General features: G+C 41.2%; 18 protein-coding genes. 5 read left to right on the forward strand and 13 right to left on the reverse strand.

From position 1 onward, the window contains the following. Nucleotides 1-11: 11 nt before the first annotated feature. The 8 genes from aspS to hxlAB form a co-directional block, all read right to left on the reverse strand. Entirely contained in the window at nt 12-1328 is a 1317-nt protein-coding gene (aspS, locus tag OCC_RS02280; protein WP_004067264.1) for an aspartate--tRNA(Asn) ligase, read from the reverse strand. 24 nt (nt 1329-1352) lie between these two features. Continuing rightward, a complete protein-coding gene (locus tag OCC_RS02285; protein WP_004067263.1) occupies nt 1353-1862 on the reverse strand; it encodes a KH domain-containing protein in 510 nt (169 codons plus the stop codon). A gap of 126 nt (nt 1863-1988) precedes the next feature. Further along, on the reverse strand, nt 1989-2603 hold the full coding sequence (locus OCC_RS02290; RefSeq protein WP_004067261.1) for an HD domain-containing protein: 615 nt from the start codon (nt 2601-2603) through the stop codon (nt 1989-1991). A gap of 5 nt (nt 2604-2608) precedes the next feature. Beyond that, nucleotides 2609-3424 (reverse strand): DUF4392 domain-containing protein, encoded by an 816-nt coding sequence (locus OCC_RS02295; RefSeq protein ID WP_004067259.1) that lies wholly within the window; start codon nt 3422-3424, stop codon nt 2609-2611. Between the two features lie 3 nt (nt 3425-3427). Beyond that, nucleotides 3428-3607 (reverse strand): hypothetical protein, encoded by a 180-nt coding sequence (locus OCC_RS02300; RefSeq protein ID WP_004067257.1) that lies wholly within the window; start codon nt 3605-3607, stop codon nt 3428-3430. Continuing rightward, nucleotides 3604-4248, reverse strand: a complete 645-nt coding sequence (locus OCC_RS02305; RefSeq protein ID WP_004067255.1) for a TIGR02253 family HAD-type hydrolase — start codon at nt 4246-4248, stop codon at nt 3604-3606. Before OCC_RS02305 ends, OCC_RS02300 begins: the two co-directional genes overlap by 4 nt. Nucleotide 4249: 1 nt before the next feature. Then, nucleotides 4250-5005 carry a hypothetical protein gene (locus tag OCC_RS02310; protein ID WP_004067254.1) on the reverse strand — a complete coding sequence of 252 codons (756 nt, stop codon included), beginning with the start codon at nt 5003-5005 and terminating at the stop codon, nt 4250-4252. Between the two features lie 5 nt (nt 5006-5010). Beyond that, nucleotides 5011-6231: a bifunctional 3-hexulose-6-phosphate synthase/6-phospho-3-hexuloisomerase gene (hxlAB, locus tag OCC_RS02315; protein WP_004067252.1), complete on the reverse strand. Its 1221-nt coding sequence runs from the start codon at nt 6229-6231 to the stop codon at nt 5011-5013. Between the two features lie 131 nt (nt 6232-6362). Between hxlAB and OCC_RS02320 the strand changes: the two genes are divergently transcribed. The 3 genes from OCC_RS02320 to OCC_RS02330 are packed head-to-tail and all read left to right on the forward strand — an operon-like array spanning nt 6363 to nt 7619. After that, nucleotides 6363-7091: an arginase family protein gene (locus tag OCC_RS02320; RefSeq protein ID WP_004067251.1), complete on the forward strand. Its 729-nt coding sequence runs from the start codon at nt 6363-6365 to the stop codon at nt 7089-7091. Nucleotide 7092: 1 nt separating this feature from the next. Continuing rightward, entirely contained in the window at nt 7093-7413 is a 321-nt protein-coding gene (locus OCC_RS02325; RefSeq protein ID WP_004067249.1) for an Sjogren's syndrome/scleroderma autoantigen 1 family protein, read from the forward strand. Further along, nucleotides 7410-7619, forward strand: a complete 210-nt coding sequence (locus OCC_RS02330; protein WP_004067247.1) for a helix-turn-helix domain-containing protein — start codon at nt 7410-7412, stop codon at nt 7617-7619. The genes OCC_RS02325 and OCC_RS02330 overlap by 4 nt, the downstream gene beginning before the upstream one ends. Here OCC_RS02330 and trmBL2 read toward each other — a convergent pair. Then, the gene (gene trmBL2, locus OCC_RS02335) at nt 7616-8413 is read right to left on the reverse strand and encodes an HTH-type transcriptional regulator TrmBL2 (protein WP_004067243.1); all 798 of its coding nucleotides are present in this window, start codon (nt 8411-8413) and stop codon (nt 7616-7618) included. The two genes, OCC_RS02330 and trmBL2, sit on opposite strands and share 4 nt — an antisense overlap. Nucleotides 8414-8711: 298 nt before the next feature. Here trmBL2 and OCC_RS02340 point away from each other — a divergent pair, with 298 nt between their 5' ends. Beyond that, nucleotides 8712-9092 (forward strand): toprim domain-containing protein, encoded by a 381-nt coding sequence (locus OCC_RS02340; RefSeq protein WP_004067241.1) that lies wholly within the window; start codon nt 8712-8714, stop codon nt 9090-9092. Nucleotides 9093-9115: 23 nt separating this feature from the next. Then, nucleotides 9116-10510 (forward strand): DNA primase DnaG, encoded by a 1395-nt coding sequence (gene dnaG / locus OCC_RS02345; RefSeq protein ID WP_004067240.1) that lies wholly within the window; start codon nt 9116-9118, stop codon nt 10508-10510. A 52-nt stretch (nt 10511-10562) separates the two neighbouring features. Here dnaG and OCC_RS02350 read toward each other — a convergent pair whose 3' ends face one another. The 4 genes from OCC_RS02350 to OCC_RS02365 all read right to left on the reverse strand — a co-directional run bounded on the left by OCC_RS02350 (nt 10563) and on the right by OCC_RS02365 (nt 14389). Then, nucleotides 10563-10763, reverse strand: coding sequence for a 50S ribosomal protein L24e (locus tag OCC_RS02350; RefSeq protein WP_004067239.1), 201 nt, complete (start codon nt 10761-10763; stop codon nt 10563-10565). 5 nt (nt 10764-10768) lie between these two features. Beyond that, nucleotides 10769-10981, reverse strand: a complete 213-nt coding sequence (locus OCC_RS02355; RefSeq protein ID WP_004067238.1) for a 30S ribosomal protein S28e — start codon at nt 10979-10981, stop codon at nt 10769-10771. Between the two features lie 68 nt (nt 10982-11049). After that, nucleotides 11050-11421, reverse strand: coding sequence for a 50S ribosomal protein L7Ae (rpl7ae, locus tag OCC_RS02360; protein ID WP_004067237.1), 372 nt, complete (start codon nt 11419-11421; stop codon nt 11050-11052). A gap of 109 nt (nt 11422-11530) precedes the next feature. Next, complete coding sequence (locus OCC_RS02365) at nt 11531-14389, reverse strand: glycosyltransferase family 39 protein (protein ID WP_004067236.1); 2859 nt, start codon at nt 14387-14389, stop codon at nt 11531-11533.

A 14389-nucleotide genomic window follows, 5' to 3' on the forward strand; every position in this document is an offset into this window, starting at 1 on the left:
ATATAAAGCTCTTATGGTTCTAACCTTCTTCTGTCCCTTGGGAATAGTATAACTTCTCGGATATTGCTCAAGTTAAGCATCTGCTTGAGCAACCTCTCTGCCCCGAGACCAAATCCTCCATGAGGCGGCATACCGTAGCGGAATGCTTTAAGATAGAACTCAAAGCTTTCCACATTCAAGCCTTTCTCGGCAATTTGAGCCTTTAATTTTTCATAGCGGTGTTCTCTCTGACCTCCAGAGGTTATCTCCACACCCCGATACTCCAGGTCAAATGCTCTTGAGATTTCGGGCTTATCATCATACTTCATTATGTAGAAGGGCTTTGCTTCACTCGGGTATTGGTAGATAAAGTAGAGGTCTTCATCATAGGTCTCTTTGATATATTGCCCTAGCAGCTTCTCTCCCTCTGTATCAATGTCCTCTCCCCAGGGGATCTCTTTTCCAAGGTCTTTAAGTATTTCAAGAGCTTGCGTATAGGTAATCCTTCTAAAGGGAAGCTTTGGTTCTTCAAGCTCAAAGTTTAGAATCTTGAGCTCCTTTTCGTTGTGCTCTCTAACGTAATTAATCGCATAGGCAACGAGTCTCTCAAGGAGCTGCATAACTTCCTTTTCACTCTCTATGAAGGCCATTTCAGCATCAATGCTCCAAGCTTCATTTAAGTGCCTGGTTGTGTTATGTTCCTCTGCTCTGAAGATAGGGGCTATCTCAAACACTCTGTCCAATCCAGAAGCCATCATAATCTGCTTATAAAGCTGTGGAGATTGGGCTAAAAATGCATCTCTTTCAAAATACTTCATGGGAAAGAGCTCCGTGCCACCTTCTGTGGCTGTGGCTATTATTTTAGGGGTGTGAATCTCAATGAACCCTTCTTGATAGAAGAAGTCCCTTACTGCCCTAAAAACACTTGAGCGTATTTTGAATATTGCCATGACTTCAGGCTTTCTTAGATCAATAAATCTGTTGTCGAGCCTTGTATCAAGCTCGGCCTTAACCTTGCCCGTAGGGTCTAAAGGAAGGGGAGACTCAGCTTTTGCTAGGATTTCAATCTTCTCTGGAATAACTTCAAACCCAAGTTTGGCTTTAGGGGTAAAGTTGACAACACCTTCAACAGCCACTACATCCTCACTGTTAAGCTTTGGAATAAGAGTAAAAATGTCCTCATTAACCTTCTTTTTTGGAGCTGTAACTTGAACTATGCCCTCTCTGTCCCTCAACCAAAGAAACTTTATTCCACCGAGATCCTTGACCTCATAAACCCATCCCGCAACTTTCACTTTCTTCCCGTGTAATTCCTCGGTTATTTGGCTCGAATAATGGGTTCGGTACATGCTTAAACCTCCAAAAATTAGAAATCAGATGAAGGATATCTTAACATCGGTACCAGCTATCTTTGAAAGGATATTCTCCAAAATCTCCTGCCTTTCGGGAAGCTTTTGCTTGTCCCTTCTTATCACAAGCACTTTGTAATACTGCCCCTGTGGAGCATAGACGACGTTAACTCCAAAGACTCCCGCAGGATATAAAAGGTCTGTGGCAAGTTTCTTGAGGTCATCGGTGCCTTTAATTTCCCTGCCTTCAATTACTCTAACTCTCTTTCCGAGTTCCCTCATGAGAAGCTTGATATTTTTACCGCCTTTCCCTATGACAAGAGGAACGTTTCCTTCTCCGACCATTATTACTACCAAATCCCCGGCCTCAACAGCTTTTTTAAACTCAACGTCAGCGTCGCCCAAGAGTTTGTAGAGCATCCTTGAAATCTTAACATCAAGTTCAGAAATCAGACCCTCTTGGAGTTTCTTTTCATCTGCCGGGCACAAAATGTCCTCCGTTTTTAAACACACCTCACAGATTGGCGCTTTCATCAGCTCACCTCCCAGTCATTTGCAAAAATGAACATAAGCTAACACTCTTTTGCAGATGTTATTTAAAAACCTTATCCCATTAACAAAAGAGTCAAAATTAAGAAAACCCAAGCCGAATATTAGCCCCTAAAGCTCCCCTTCGATCTCCTTAAGAAGCCTTTCAATAAACTCTTCCACAAATTTGTGCCTCTCTTCAGCTAATTTCTTTGCGGTTTTTGTATACATTAAATCCTTAAGCTTTAGTATTTTCTCTTCAAAGTGCTTTATGGAAGTTTCTATATCCCTTCCGTGCTCTCCTGAATACATGAAAACCCTCGCAACCCCTATGGCCCCTATTGCGTCAAGCTTATCCGCATCACTGAGGATTTTTGCTTCAAGCGTTTTAGGCTCTGGAGGCCTTGAGAACCTATGTGCCTCAATTGCGTGAACAACTTCATCAACTTTCGGGTATTTAAGGGAGGTTAAAAACCTGCGAGCAATCTTTGCGCTTTCCTTAGCGTGGTCTTCAACAATTCCTTTGTCTTCTAGAGGTCTGGCAACATCGTGAAGCAGAGCAGCTAAAGCCAAAACTTCCAGATCTGCCCCCTCTGCTTCACCAATATGCAAGCAGAGGTTGAAGACCCTTTTCACGTGGGAAAATCCATGTGTTCCCTCTCGCTCAAAGAAGTTCCTAGCTAATCCTTCGGCCTTTTTGATTAGTTCTATACTCCCTTTGTCTTTTATGTATTCCTCAAGCTTCATGTCTTTCACCCGATTTTATTCTCAACAATTGAATTAAGCAGAATTAAAAAGCTTTTGTGGACTTCAAGAGGGATGCCGTCAACACTGAGCTCGGGTTTCTTGGTAACTCCATCTATAATCCCCGAAGAAACCAAAGCCTTCAAAATCTTTTCTTCCTCATTATCCCAACCAGCTATCATGTTTTTCCCAAGCTCAATAGATGCCTGAGCGATTAACCCATAAGCCCCCCAGTTGGACACTGCAGAAAGAACTAAAGAATCAACTTCAATAACGCTACCTATCTTCTCTCCAAATTTTATATGCTTGCAGACTAAATCCCTTATATTCCCCATCCCTATTTCATTTCCTCCGTCACCGATTCCAATTGTGGGAATGCCAAGCTCTTTAGCTTTTAAGAATAGCTCATCAAAAGGAGGCACATCTATTTCCAAAGCACTCATTGAGTAGTACTTTCCATCCTTGGCTCTTCCCGGGGTTTCAACACTTATCAAAAGAGAATAATCCTCAATGGTAGGATTCTTTGCAAAATTAACTTTAAAATCTCTAAGAGCTTCTTGAATCTTTTTACATGTCAATATCTCGGCTTTTCCCCCTAACTTTTCAACAGTTCTGTAAATTGCTAAAGCTCCTGGTGGACCATCCGTTTCAGCTATCTGCATTGGTGGAATTGGGAAACATGAAACAACCAAAACTCTATCGAGATTTTCTAAAAATAAGGAAGTAGCTTTTCTCAAAAAATCAAAGTTATCTCTGCGATATTCAAGATAAAGCTTTAAGACATTCCTCCCATAGATGTCGGTGTTTATTAGATGCCCTATCATCTTTCATTCCTCGATTTCATACGCTATGATTTTGACTTTTTTGCCTTTTATTGCCTCTTTGAGGAGCCACCAAAGTTCCGTTGGAGATTCCTGCCTATGGGTTAGCTTATCACCATTCTCAAGTTCTACAATCTTTTCTTTATATTTTACAAAAATTCCCTCTTTATTGAATATCTCCTTCATCCTAAACCCCCCAAGATTTTTCTCAGTTGATGAAGGCTCCTAATTTCAAAGTCTGCAAAGTTATAATCCTCCAACCCTTCCCTATTGATCCATATTGCAAGCATTCCAACATTTTTTGCTCCGTAGACATCTTGATGCAGATTATCTCCAATCATCATGGCATTTTTAGGCTCTACATTTAATTTTTCGCAGGCATATAAAAATATTTTAGGGTCAGGCTTTACAGTTTTTACATCTTCCCTTGTCACAATTACATCAAAGTACTTATCAAGCTTTGCTATCCTTAGTTTTAGCTTCTGATATTCTGGACCACTTGTTATTACACCGAGCTTATATCCTTCCTCTCTTAGCCATTCCAGAGTCGGCTTTACATCAGGAAAAACGCGGATCTTGTGGGGATATGCCTTCAAGAGCTCCTCGTATTTAAAATTCAAGCCAAAACTTTCGAAAAAGAAGTTCCAGTCATGCCATTCATACGTATCCCGTTTCTCAGAGAGCTCTCTGAGGAATTTTAACCTAGCATCCCCTCTAGAAATCCCTAACTTCTTTGAGAGCCTTTCATAAACTTGGGGGAGAAATAGCATCACAAGTGGTCTTTCACTTAAAAGGGTTTCATCTATGTCAAAGAATATTGCATCCATTTTACCACCTCTTAACTAGAAGTGAGAGGATTTCCACTTGCTCCTCTAAACCCTCCTCCATTTTTATCCCCCATATTATGTCTTTTTCTTTTAAGAGACCTTGAAATGTGCTGAGTATTTTGTGAGCATAACTCAGAGGGACTTTCTCACCCACTAAAATGTTTACCAAGCCTCTATCCCATATTCCCCAATGCCAGTCGAAATCAACCTTCCTTAAAAGACGGAGTATGCCTACGTTGTTCCCCTTTATCATATTAAAGAAATCGGCGTAGTCAACATTCACAAGCATTTGATTTTCCAGGTAGTAGTAGAGCCTAGTGAACATCAATCCAATATTTTTTGCTGCCATTTGAAATGCGGATCCAAGCGAAGAGGATGTGTATTCATCTAGGAATTCCCACAATGAGTCATAAAATACTGTATCAAACTCCTCTGCCCATTGGGGCTTTTCTTCATTAACAAGCTCCTTCTGAGGAGTAAGGACATAAGCCAACTTAGGGGGTTTTCGTGGTACATATTCAAGAATGACCTGCATTATTTCGATATTTATTGGTTTATTCTCAAGTATAAACCATAAAATTGCATCGTCCGGGACATTCCAGAACAAATTCTTAAGATTTTGACGAAAAGACGCTTTTCCAAGTAGATAATATGTCGGATTTATCACGATCTTTGGAGTCCCTTCTATATCGATGTTTTGAACAACTTTGCCTCCATTATTCCCAATCCCAACAAAAATATGGGGAAAAGAAGCCATGTGTATCACTCTAAGGTTGCATGTTTTCTCTTCATGTCTTTTTCGGTTTTTTGGAATGTCGCCATTAGTAGTGCTATGATACCGTCCAAAAACAGCATCGTTGAGTCTTCAAACAGCGTTCCCATCGGGGCGATCCACTTGTATTCGGTGAGCATTTGCCTTGCAATGTAATCTGTTGGAATGTCCGTTTTTGTCCTACCTGGGATTTCCACTACAACATCGGCGAGCTTTCCAAGGGTTGAGTCTTTATAGGAGGTTATTGCAACGACTTTTCCCCCTTGCTTCTTTGCGATTTCAGCTGCATCCACTATAGTTCTTGTTTCACCACTTCCGCTGATGGCGATTAACAAATCACCCTCCTCAAAAGCAGGAGTAATTGTTTCACCAACCACGTAGACATTAAAGTCAAGGTGCATCAAGCGCATTGCAAATGCCTTCCCAACCAAACCGCTCCTTCCGGCACCGTAGATGAAGATTTTATTGGCACCTATCATGGCATCTATCATTCCCCTAACTTGTTCGAGCTTTAAGGAATCAGCAACCATGTTTATGTGTTCGGTAATATCCCTGATCGCTTTTCTTATGGTAACCATGTACTCTCCCCAGAATAGATCAAGTATTTTCCGAATGACTTCTTCGGGATCCTTTGCCTTTGTTATTGCCCCACCAACGATAATAATAGTGGCTCCTGCCTCAATAACCTTTGGAATTGTCTCTAGATTTAAGCCGCCTGCCACAGCAACTGGGACTTTTACAGCCTTTACAACTTTTTCTAAATCTTCCAGAGGGTTTTTCCCTTGAGCTTGCTCATCTATCCCAGTGTGAACTAAAATGTAGTGCACACCCATTTTTTCAAGCTCTTTAGCTCTTTTTACCTTATCTTTAACCCCGATTAAATCAACCATTACCTTTACCCCATATTTTCTTGCAACCATCACGGCATCTTTTATCGTCTTGTCATCTGCAACTCCAAGTATTGAGACCACATCGGCACCGTGTCTTGCTGCCATTTCAACTTCAAGAGCCCCAGTATCCATTGTTTTTAAATCTGCCACAATTTTTCTATCCGGGAATCTTCTTTTCATCAGCTCTACAGCCCTCATGCCTTCCTTCTTTATTAAAGGGGTCCCTACTTCAAGCCAATGAGCTCCACCACGAGCAGCTTTCTCTGCTATAGAAATTGCCTGTTCGATATCAGTCAGATCAAGCGCTACCTGCAGGATCATCTTGACTTACCTCCCAATGATCTTCAAATTAACATCAAATTGGGTGCTTTTAACTTTAACTCCCCTGCAATCAAAGGCTAATCAGCTATAAATTTAAAAGGGATGAGTCGGAAATAGCTCCGGGGAAAGAAATGGTTACATTTATCCCTTTCGGAGAGAAGCCCAATAAAGAGGGGGTTATGTACACTATAGACTTGCTAAAAAAGAACAAACTAATAGAGGAGTTTATGATTGTTGAATCGAATAATGTAGAGCTCCTCGCAGACAGAGTACCCCTGGATAAATGCTACATTATTGGGGAGCATTTGGCAACCTATGGAGTAATCAAAAGGATAAAGCCCCCCTCTATAATAAGTATCGACGCTCATACTGACTTAATGCATGACTACCTTGATCATGGTTCGTGGCTCGCTTATGCTCTGGAAGAAAAAGTGGTGAACAGAGCGGCGGTGATTGGGTCTGTATTAATGATACCCACCACTGAGGGGACGAGTTTATGGACGAGAAGAGTTAAAATCTTTCCTGCACTTCCAAGAACCAGAAAAATAAGGGGAAAATGGAAAGCATACAAAAGCCTAAAAATCTCTCCAACAGAGGAGATAATTGCCGATATGCGGAAATATCTTGGGGAGGAGGTATATCTAACGGTTGATATGGACGTTTTAAAGCCCGAATATAAAATTGCTAGATTTCAGCACGGAGAGCTTACCCTAGGGGAGCTGTTAGAACTCATAGAGGAAATCAAGAAAAACTTCAAAATAATAGCATGCGACATAGCGGAAATCTCAGATAGGATAAAAAGGTCAAAACTCGGAAAGAAAGCTTTAATTGAAGTCTATACAGCGCTTATGGGTGAGTAAAATGGCGCTAAGTGATAAGGAGATTAGAGAGATAATAACCCCCCTTCTCTTGTCCGGAGCAAAGATGCTTGACAAGCACTGTCCAAGATGCGGTTCTCCTCTCTTTGAACTGAACGGAAAGGTTTTTTGTCCGATTTGTGAGCATAGAAAAAGGGAGGAAAGAGTCGAACTAAAGAGTATTGAAGAGAGCCTTATAGGAAAACTAAGACTATTGGCAAACCAACTCCCCGATGATATAGAGGAGTTAAAAAAGCACCTGGAGGTTATGGGAATGATAGTGGAACTGCTGGAAAAATACAAGAAAATGGAGGAGATAAAATGAAACACCTGAGGATTTTGAATACCTTAACAAGGGAAATGACAACAGAAGAAATTGCAAAAGAAAGTGGTTTGAGCTTAGCTGAGACCAGAAGATTCTTGCTTAGACTTCTGGAGCAGGGGAAGATAGAAAGCATCGAAAGAGACGGAAAAGTCTTTTGGAAGTTGAAAGAAAAAAGCAAGGAAGAGGAAGAATTTAAATACATTTAAGCTTTCTCTGCTTTTTCCCAATATTCGTTGAACTTTCCTTTAAAGAGCTCGACTACTCTAAAGTCCTTTATCCACACTTGGGTCTCGTAGTTGAAATATCTAGCAGCCAAGTCCTCTAAAGCAAAGAACACTTCCTCGTCACAAATTAACATGGGGAGCTCTATTTTGTCAAGTACTTTAAGCTCAAGCTTTCCTTCTTTGTAGTAGTCCATTATCTTTGATGTCTCGATTCTTGGAAGCACGTGTTTGGATACTATTATTCTTGCATTAACTCCTCTATCGACGGCTTTTGCTATTTCCTCATCGAGGTTCGCTGCAATGTAACCATTGTCTGCCAGCAGTATTTCCTTTTCAACTTCTTCAAACATTTCTTGAGTCTTGAGGGTCGAATTCCTAATACCTCTGACCACCCAGACTCTTTCTACTCCGTATTTAGGAACCTCTGTTTCTATTAACGGTGTCATGAGTTCTAACAGTTCCTCCTTGGCCTTCTTCTTCTTAGCTTCAAGTTCATCTTTTACTCTGACCTGCCAGTCTTCAATAAACTTTTCAAGAACGTTTTTGGGGTGCACTGGTCTGTACTTGTTGGCCTTTCCGGGCTGGCTTAATGCAAATCCCTTCTTCTCCAAACTCCTCAAAACGTCGTAAGTTCTTGGGGCTGGCACTTCGGAAACGCTTGCAAGCTCTGCAGGTGTAAGAACTCCGAAGCCAACTAGTGCAACGTATGCTCTAGCCTCATATAAATTCAGCTCAAAGTGTTCTTGCAAAAGTTCTACCATTCTTTCTTTCACCATTTTTAATCACCTGTTTTTTCGTAAATAATATTCATCTTGTAAAATAGCCAAAGACCTATATAAATTTTTTCCTATCGAGTTTAGTTGTCCCTTTTCTAATTGTAATGTTATATCGACTGTATAAATATGCAAATCTGTTACTATTAAAATGGTTAAAAATACATAACAAAACATGTAACATACATTTACACATACTCTTGTCATAGGATAACGAATTTAAACAAAGTGAACACTTTATAGAGTCCTCACTTCCCAAAACTTTATAATACTATCGAGCTCTCATCATCATGACGGCGATATGTACGCCGAAAATTATAAAAGATTCGAACAACTTATAGACAAATTGCGAGAGTTTGAAGGTGTTATCCTCGTAGAGGGAATGCGAGACGAGGTGGCATTACGAAAATTGGGGGTCGAAACGGAGATAATTAGGCTTTCCCGCTTACCACTGGCGGAGATTGCTCTAATAGCCTCTCACTATCATGATGTCATGATATTGACAGATTTCGACAGAAAGGGTGAAGAGCTCGCAAAAAAACTAACCCGATATTTGGAAGGGTATAAGTGCAAAGTAGATACAGAAACACGAAGGGAACTCAAGAAAATAGCAAAAAAAGACATTAAGGGCATTGAAGACTTGTACTCCCTTTACACCCGTGTTAGGGATCTCCGTTTCTGACCCCCGGAAGGGAGGGGTATGGATTGAAGAGAAAAAAGACTACAATCCAGCAGATTTTGCTTGAAAAGCAAAGAATGTTAAAAAAGAAAGGAATAGAAGGTGATAGCATGGCTGCAAAGGATGATTTTGGAACAACAAAATATGTAATCCACGCAGAATTTGAAGCAAACGGAATTGTTGAAAGGCCTGATGTCGTAGGTGCTATTTTTGGGCAGACTGAAGGTTTACTTGGAGATGATCTGGACTTAAGGGAGCTTCAAAAAACTGGAAGGATAGGAAGGATCAAGGTTGACGTTCACACAAGAGCTGGAAAAAGTTATGGAACAATAACAATACCCTCTAGCTTGGATAGGGTAGAAACGGCAATACTAGCAGCTGCCCTAGAAACAATAGACAGGATAGGACCTTCCGAGGCCAGAATTAGGGTAATAAGAATCGAGGACGTCAGGGCAACGAAGAGAAAATACATCATAGAAAGAGCTAAAGAGATACTTGAGACCCTTATGGAGGAAGAAATTCCAGAAACACAAGAGATTACTGAAGAAGTTAAAAAGGAAGTTAGGGCTAAGGAGCTTATTGAATATGGTCCAGAGAAACTTCCGGCTGGCCCACACGTGCCGTTTTCAGATTCGATAATCGTTGTTGAAGGAAGGGCGGATGTGCTTAACCTTCTAAAACATGGAATCAAAAACGCCATAGCCGTTGAAGGAACTTCAGTGCCGGAGACGATAATAAAACTCAGCAAAGAGAGAATCGTAACCGCATTTACCGATGGAGATAGGGGAGGAGAGCTCATACTTAAGGAACTCCTTCAAGTTGCAGACATTGATTATGTTGCCAGAGCTCCAGAAGGAAAAGAGGTCGAGGAGCTGACAAAGAAAGAAATAATTAAGTCCCTAAGGAGTAAAGTTCCAGCAGAACAGGTTATAAACGAGCTCTTTGCTAAAGGAAAGAGTTTCTACGAACTTGTTAAGGAGAGAGAACAGCAAAAAGCTAGCCAGCCCCAACATGTAGAGCCAAAGATAGAAAAAGCCGTTGAACCTCAAAAAGAAACCATAAGAGAAACAAAAGTTGAAGCAAGACCTCCAGCAAGAGAAGAAAAGTTTGTAAAGCCAATACAGCCGCCTAAGGCCCCTGAGCTTGATGAATTTAAAGAGTGGATTGAAAAAGTGAAAAAGGACTCCACAGCAATTCTCCTAGATGAAAACAAGAACGTAATCGCAGAGATACCAGTGAGAGATCTACTTACCTCTCTAAACGACAAAGAAAATGTACACACAATAATATTTAACGGAATCATAACTCAGAGGCTAATAGACATAGTGAGTGAGGAGGGAATCAAGTACCTAATCGGGGCAAGAAAAAGCAATGTGGTTAGAAGGCCCATTGATCTTAAAATAATAACCTTTGCAGAGTGAAAGTTTCTTTTCTTTTTTAAAACTTCTGACGAAGGTTAAAAAATAAAAAGAGTCATTTTTTGGCTCTCTGGAGCCTTGCTTCTTCAAAAGCCTTTGTCCATTTGAGCTTTCTTGGGTTCCTACCCATAAAGAAGTATCTTTCGCATTTTCTTGAGCAGAAGAAATAGACTCTCCCATCGTTTCTGACGTACATCTTTCCTGTTCCTGGCTCGAACTCTTTTCCGCAATATGAGCAGACATTCCATCTTGCCATTTACATCACCTTCTTGCTTTGATCTCTCTTGCTTCTCTTTCTGTCTCTCTGAGGATAACTATGTCACCAATTCTGACTGGCCCCTTAACGTTTCTTCTAATTACCCTACCCTTGTCCATTCCTTCAAGAACGCGAACCTTTACTTGAGTAACCTCACCGGTAACTCCAGTCCTTCCTACAATTTCGATAACCTCTGCAGGGTATCCCTCATCTGACATCTCTCACACCTCTAATTCAATTATAATCATGAAAGCTCGCCTAGTTATGAGAGTGAGGAAAAGGGAGCTCACTTGGCGAGCTCCCTTACTTTCATAGCAATTTCCTCAACGAGTTCACGAGCCTTACCCGGCTCGATTATAGCAACACTTGCAGCTGGAACTTCAATACCAGCGGCAGCACCAAGTTCTTTTTTGCTTGGAACATAGATATAGGGAATCTCCTTCTCCTCACAGAGGGGTGGCAAGTGAGCAACGATCTCCTCCGGGTCAACATCTTCAGCAATTATTACAAGCTTTGCCTGGCCCCTCTCAACGGCTTTTGTTGTCTCATTTGTACCCTTTCTAATTCTTCCAGTATCTCTTGCAATCTCAACAGCCTCAAGGGCTTTCTCAGCAAGCTCCTTTGGAACCTCAAACTTCACGTAACTTGGCTTTGCCATTTCACATCCCTCCAAACTTCATCGTTCATCGAGTCATCAAGTTAGGGAAGGATGCTTGCTTTTTAAATCTTTCCTTCCAAAATAGCAAAAATGAGAAAAGTAGCAAAAATCACCCCTCGTATATTATGTATTCTTTGTCTGTTATAAACACCGGTTCGACTCTTATTCCCCTTATTTCAACCTTATCCCCATATTCATTCTTGAGCTTCTCTATATAAGGCTGGATAACTTCTGGAAAACTTGCTTGACCTTTGAAGTAAAGTTCCCTGTTTGATGTGCTTAAGCCACTGGCAATTTTTTCATAATGGATTATATCCATGTGAGGCTCAAATGCGGCTTTTGGATCGTCTCTGTTCTCTCCCTCGGTTCTGATAAGATATATAACTGTAGCCCTAAGGTAAAGCTCTAAGTTGGAGTAGTCTTTTCTGAACCCAGCCCTTAACTCAAGTTCTCCACTTTGGCCATCGTTTAAAACTCTTATTGGGCTGACAATCCTGCCATTTAATTTTGGAGCTTCTGTAAGAGCTCCAACGGGGCCTTTCTGAACAAGGACAAGCTGATACTTTGTAGCGTTTGGGACTTTGAGACTAACTTCTATCGGCGTCTCGTTTAAATGATCGATGTTAACGTTTTGCGCTATAATCTGCTCACTTATGAGCTTATCTCCATTGTAAGCCCTGAGCTTTATGGTGGCATCTTTAACGTCTCTTCCAAATGCCGATATGTAGAGCTTAGCCTTGTATTCCCCAGGAATAAGCTTTGACACTGGCGTCCATGTATCATTCTTGTAAACTTCAATCCTATACACTCCAAATGGAACGAATTCATAAGTTGCCAGATCTCCAGTATTCTTCACAAGCCTAAAGTTTGAGAGCAACTTTTGTGCAAAATCTGCTTCGGAGCTGACAGGTATACCAAACGCAAGCTTTAGGAAGTTGCTTGCTGCAACTTTGTAGTAAACTGCCACTGCATAGTTGGGGAAGACATAAGCCACATATGGAAAGTCTCCCTTTCCGTTTATGATCTCCCCAGTTTGCATGATTATTGTCTGCACTGGCTCCCCTTGTTGGTTGCCAGCTAAGATTATCACCTTTTTCTGTTCCTCTTGTTCCACTATCTGAAGCTGAATGCCATATGGACTGTAAAAAGCATTATCACCTATTTTTTGAGTAAATGGAAGTATCATACCACGATGATCTCTTTCGTCTCTTGTTATTGCCCCTCCAAGATAGCTTATGGCGTTAAATTTGGCCCAATCTTGAATCCAAGCAATAAAATAGTTAAGCTGCCAGCTCTCAAAATCAACTTCACTTTTGCTGCCATCGTTTGCCAAAAAGCGGGCAATTATATAGTCCCTGTCCCTCGCGTGACCACCGTCCGCACTTGCCCTCCTGTTTCCAAGGAGAGAGCTTTCAATCCAATAACCGTAGTCCCACCAAGAAGTTGCCGTATCGTATTCGTTTGTGTTCTCTCTAAGCCACTTAAGGGTTTCTTCCCAGCTCGGGCTTACAGCTTCACCGCTAACCTTTGCCGAGTTGTAAGTTGTGTTTGCTCCCACTATTGGAATCGGAATAAAGAGGAGGACCAACAAGAAAGCATAGAGGGCTTTTGTTGAAACTTTTTCCTGCATGTTTTCCACTATTTTAAAGAGCTCCCCCACGAGAATTCCAAAGGTTAGCAAAACTGCGCCCGAGGCAAGGAATAAAAACCTCACCGCTGTCCACATGAGATATACTGAAAGTCCGTAAAACACCAAGAGGAACAAATTCTTTGCATCGACTTTGTTTTGGCTTAAGGCTTTCAAAAATCTAAACGCAACTATTGCAATTCCGACAAGTGAGAGGAGAAAAATTATCCCATCGGTTCCCTTGACCGAGTAATACCTCTGTATATCCTCCCATTCCGTCTTTGCAAGCTCTTGGACAGTTTCATAAACTTGAGTTGATTGGTATGCTCCACTCATAAGGGAGAAAAGCTTAGGCCCAACGTAAAGATAAGCTCCAGCAAAGCCTAGGAGTACTATCGCTGCAACAACTCCAAACCTATGTGTTTTGTCGGAATAATTTAGATATCTGCCACCGTAGAGCATTATCGTCGTAAGTAGTGCCAGTCCAAGGAAAACTTCAAAGGCGAACTTTATGTGTCCTCCAACCTTCACAATCCCACTCGGAGTCAATGCATAGCCAATGAGCAATATTCCAACATAAGCTGGATAAAATTCTATGGCAAACTTCTTGACGTCTTCAACTTTCCCGAAAACAAATGATACAATCACGTACAGGCTTGCAAAGCCCAAGAGAACCATAAGACCAAATGGGGAGCCGTTCCATACTGAGAGCATCAAAACTCCAAAGAGCACAAATAGAGCACCAAAAAGTGATTTTCTCTTGACCTCTTTGGCTTCAAGATAGTAGAACATGAACAGAACTGCGTAGATGAAGAACATCAAAAACGGTCCATCTCCTCTGGCGTTTCCCGAGAAGGTTCTTGTCCAGTGGGCAACTGAAAACATCATAACCAAAGCCCCCCAAAGTCCTGCCCATTCTGAATGGAGTTTTCTCCCTAGGAGGTAAACTCCAATTATGCTGAAAAATCCAACAAGCGGAGGCCACATCTTGAAGACCTTTATCACTTCAAACCCAAATGCAGAGAGGAGCTTGTAGAGTAAAGCTGGAATTATGTACAAACCAAGGGGTTCCCCAATGAGAGAACCAAATGGTGCGTTAGCCAGAGAGTAATACTTGGGAATCCACTCCTTTATCGCGAGCTTGTATATCTCAAAATGATAAAAGGTATCCGGGTCTATGAAGTACTTTGTTTGCCCAGTTGCTGCTCTAATCTTATAACCAATAAAAGCAACGATAACAACCACGATAGGGAAAAGGTAAAGCCTGATTTTTGAAAAATCTAGAGAGGAAGGCTTCTCACTCTTAGTTTTTGGTTTTTCCTTAACTTTTGTTTCAACCAT

Source organism: Thermococcus litoralis DSM 5473 (assembly GCF_000246985.2).
Taxonomy (GTDB): Archaea; Methanobacteriota_B; Thermococci; order Thermococcales; family Thermococcaceae; genus Thermococcus_A; species Thermococcus_A litoralis.

Bases quoted from the DNA above. Each gene is read 5' to 3' on its own strand.
- aspS (WP_004067264.1), bottom strand. From the start codon at position 1,328: ATGTACCGAACCCATTATTCGAGCCAAATAACCGAGGAATTACACGGG.
- OCC_RS02285 (WP_004067263.1), bottom strand. From the start codon at position 1,862: ATGAAAGCGCCAATCTGTGAGGTGTGTTTAAAAACGGAGGACATTTTG.
- OCC_RS02290 (WP_004067261.1), bottom strand. From the start codon at position 2,603: ATGAAGCTTGAGGAATACATAAAAGACAAAGGGAGTATAGAACTAATC.
- OCC_RS02295 (WP_004067259.1), bottom strand. From the start codon at position 3,424: ATGATAGGGCATCTAATAAACACCGACATCTATGGGAGGAATGTCTTA.
- OCC_RS02300 (WP_004067257.1), bottom strand. From the start codon at position 3,607: ATGAAGGAGATATTCAATAAAGAGGGAATTTTTGTAAAATATAAAGAA.
- OCC_RS02305 (WP_004067255.1), bottom strand. From the start codon at position 4,248: ATGGATGCAATATTCTTTGACATAGATGAAACCCTTTTAAGTGAAAGA.
- OCC_RS02310 (WP_004067254.1), bottom strand. From the start codon at position 5,005: ATGGCTTCTTTTCCCCATATTTTTGTTGGGATTGGGAATAATGGAGGC.
- hxlAB (WP_004067252.1), bottom strand. From the start codon at position 6,231: ATGATCCTGCAGGTAGCGCTTGATCTGACTGATATCGAACAGGCAATT.
- OCC_RS02320 (WP_004067251.1), top strand. From the start codon at position 6,363: ATGGTTACATTTATCCCTTTCGGAGAGAAGCCCAATAAAGAGGGGGTT.
- OCC_RS02325 (WP_004067249.1), top strand. From the start codon at position 7,093: ATGGCGCTAAGTGATAAGGAGATTAGAGAGATAATAACCCCCCTTCTC.
- OCC_RS02330 (WP_004067247.1), top strand. From the start codon at position 7,410: ATGAAACACCTGAGGATTTTGAATACCTTAACAAGGGAAATGACAACA.
- trmBL2 (WP_004067243.1), bottom strand. From the start codon at position 8,413: ATGGTGAAAGAAAGAATGGTAGAACTTTTGCAAGAACACTTTGAGCTG.
- OCC_RS02340 (WP_004067241.1), top strand. From the start codon at position 8,712: ATGTACGCCGAAAATTATAAAAGATTCGAACAACTTATAGACAAATTG.
- OCC_RS02350 (WP_004067239.1), bottom strand. From the start codon at position 10,763: ATGGCAAGATGGAATGTCTGCTCATATTGCGGAAAAGAGTTCGAGCCA.
- OCC_RS02355 (WP_004067238.1), bottom strand. From the start codon at position 10,981: ATGTCAGATGAGGGATACCCTGCAGAGGTTATCGAAATTGTAGGAAGG.
- rpl7ae (WP_004067237.1), bottom strand. From the start codon at position 11,421: ATGGCAAAGCCAAGTTACGTGAAGTTTGAGGTTCCAAAGGAGCTTGCT.
- OCC_RS02365 (WP_004067236.1), bottom strand. From the start codon at position 14,389: ATGGTTGAAACAAAAGTTAAGGAAAAACCAAAAACTAAGAGTGAGAAG.